Source organism: Acidaminococcus hominis (genome assembly GCF_900291475.1).
GTDB classification, from domain to species: Bacteria; Bacillota; Negativicutes; order Acidaminococcales; family Acidaminococcaceae; genus Acidaminococcus; species Acidaminococcus hominis.
In genome coordinates this window covers 1-2,531 of sequence record NZ_OLMM01000015.1, presented here as the reverse complement: position 1 = coordinate 2,531, position 2,531 = coordinate 1, and the positions used below count along the sequence as shown (strand labels likewise).

Annotated in this window: 3 protein-coding genes; all 3 read right to left on the bottom strand. The window is 53.5% G+C overall.

Annotation, left to right across the window (positions count from 1 at the left end; all coding sequences use genetic code 11):
* Positions 1-374: 374 nt before the first annotated feature.
* Positions 375-1,121 (bottom strand): pentapeptide repeat-containing protein, encoded by a 747-nt coding sequence (locus C7E10_RS11860; RefSeq protein ID WP_105327525.1) that lies wholly within the window; start codon positions 1,119-1,121, stop codon positions 375-377.
* A gap of 14 nt (positions 1,122-1,135) precedes the next feature.
* Complete coding sequence (locus C7E10_RS11855; RefSeq protein WP_105327524.1) at positions 1,136-1,819, bottom strand: HAD family hydrolase; 684 nt, start codon at positions 1,817-1,819, stop codon at positions 1,136-1,138.
* Between the two features lie 64 nt (positions 1,820-1,883).
* Positions 1,884-2,351, bottom strand: a complete 468-nt coding sequence (locus tag C7E10_RS11850) for an S-adenosylmethionine decarboxylase family protein (RefSeq protein WP_105327523.1) — start codon at positions 2,349-2,351, stop codon at positions 1,884-1,886.
* Positions 2,352-2,531 lie beyond the last annotated feature (180 nt).

The following is a 2,531-nucleotide window of genomic DNA, read 5'->3' as shown; positions in this document are numbered from 1 at the left end:
GTTTTTTTTGAAGCAACATCGGGTGCAGGTGAAGTGCGCCCTTTTTTTGATTAATACATAGAATATCTTAAAAAAAATATGCTTGACATATTACCAGAATGCTAAAGGCGAGAGCTATGGGCGCCCTCTGGGCCATTGAATTGAACTTTCTCCGTCAGCCTAGCGGCTGCCACCTCTTTCACGCTTGAAAGAGGCATTCTTAGGCCACTACTGGTCGTGTGCTGAATGGGGTTAGTGCTGAAATGTAGGCAGTTCTTCTAACCTGCAAAGCCTGTGGCATTGCTTACTTCGTTCCTATCTAAACAAAACCAGTCAGGCAAAATGGGGTCATTTTGTCTGGCTGGTTTTTTACTATATGGGTTTGGTTATTTGGTTTATTTTCGATAGACGGTGTCCAGGTCGGAGGCGTTGAATTTGGTATCTTCTAAATTGGTATGGAGGAGGCTGGCGTCGTCGAAGGTGGCGTGGGTCAGATCGGCTTTGCTGAGGTTGCTGTCGTCCAAGATGGCGCTTCTTAGGTTGGCGCTTCTCAGGATGGCTTCTACCATGGTGGCGCCGTTGATTTTGGCGTTGTACAAATTGGCGCTGGTCAGGTTGGCGCCGCGGAGCTGGGTATTAAAGAACCAGCTTCTTGCCAGGTTGGCGGAGTAGAAGTTGGCCAGGGAGGCGTTGGCGTAGTCGAAGGTGCTTTCTCTCAGGTCGGCGGTATAGAGGTTGGAGAAGGTGAGGAGGGCATGGGTAAAGTTGGCGCGGTAGCCGGTGATGCCTACCAGGGAGCTGCGGTTTAGTACGGTATGAGCCAGGTTGGCGTTGGTCAGGTTGGCGTAGTCCAGTTTGGCGCCGGCCATGTAGGCGTTCCACAGGTTGGCTTTTTCCAGGTCTGCGTGCTGGAGTTTGGCGTTTTCCAAGACGGCGCTGGACAGGTTGGCGTAGCTGAGGTCTGCGCCGGTCAGGTCTGCGCCGGTCAGGTCTGCGCCGTGGAGGTAGGCGCCCCGCAGGTCTCCGCCGGGGCAGGAGCCGGTGTTATTGAGCTTATCCACGTCGGCCTGGGAAAAGGCCAGGGCGCTGGTGGTGACGCTGAATGCCAGGCCAAGGCCCAGCAGTAGGGATTTGAGTTTCATAGGCTGCCTCCTTCCTAGGCTAGGGCTGCTGCCAGTTCCTGGGGGTCTGCGGGAAGTTCCTGGATGATTTTCCAGGGGTGGCAGGCTTCCAGGTCTTCCCGGGTGTAGCTGGAGCCGGTGAGGATAATCAGGCTGCGGGCGCCGATGGCGGCGGCGCAGGTTATGTCGTGGGGGGTATCGCCGATGACGATGAGCTGGGAGGGGGTGACGTCCGGGTCCTGGGCTTTGATTTTGTGCCACAGGGCGGTGGACAGGTCGTCTCGGAGTTCACTGATTTCGCCAAAGGCGCTGAGGCTGTAGTCGAAATCGCCTCCGATGCCGAAGTAGGACAGTTTGGAGCGGGCTGCGGGTTCGCAGTTGCCGGTGAGCAGCAGGGAGGTGTAGCCGGGGGTTTTCTCTGCCCATTCCAGGCTTTCTTTGACGTGGGGGAGCAGGTGGCCTTTTTTGGCTACCAGGAAATCCGGCAGGCGTTTGGCGTAGGCCTGCAGCATGGTTTCCACTTCTTCCTGGGTGCAGTGGCCCTGGATGCCGGTGATGGCTTTCCGGGCGATATAGGTATCTGTGCGGCCGGCCATGCTGTAGGTAAATTCAAAGTTGTCCAGTCCGTACAGGTCGTTGATGGTGGCCTTCATGGCGGAGACGCCTGCGTAGTTGGTGAGCAGCAGGGTACCGTCGATATCCCATAGCAAATAGTTCATACTCCATACATCCTTTTCTGTCCTATAGTGAAAAAAGAGGCTATGGAAGCCTCTTTTTAAGGGGTTAGTTTGAAGAATTCTTGTTCAGCATCATGAATTTCTTCAGGGTGGCCCCGGCATTTTTTGCCCGGCGAATGGGTTTGACAATTTTCTGCCGGCGGGGTTTCATGTCGCTGACGTTACCGAAGTCGCCGCGGGTAATCATGGTGAGTTTGGCCTGGTCGGGTCCAAATTCCTTGCGCAGGAAGATGGCCAGTTCTTCGGGGTCGGCCCCGGAATCCAGGGTGAATACGTCTGCTGCAGCGTAGCCCTGGGCGGGGAATACGTGCAGGAAAATGTGACCGTTGTCACAGAGCATTACGTAGCAAAATTCTTCATCCATTTCATTATCCGTCAGATGGACGGCCAGTTCGCGCATGTCGAATTTTTGGGCTGCCATTTCCAAAATGGCCTTGATTTTGTCTTTGTCGTAGACCACATCTTCCAGACAGCGATACATGTCCAGTGCGACCTGGGTTCCTTTACCTATCACAGGTTTCCACATCCTTTATTCAGTTCAAGTTTCTTCATCAATCGTCCAATTTTATACATGGTAAATTGCAAGTTGAATTTGAACAACTATAATCAAGAAACACACTCAATAGCATAAACTTCATCGAGGAATGCATCAAATAGCTCTGACGGCGTATGGTAGCCCAAAACACGACGTGGG

Bases quoted from the DNA above. Each gene is read 5' to 3' on its own strand.
- C7E10_RS11860 (WP_105327525.1), bottom strand. From the start codon at position 1,121: ATGAAACTCAAATCCCTACTGCTGGGCCTTGGCCTGGCATTCAGCGTC.
- C7E10_RS11855 (WP_105327524.1), bottom strand. From the start codon at position 1,819: ATGAACTATTTGCTATGGGATATCGACGGTACCCTGCTGCTCACCAAC.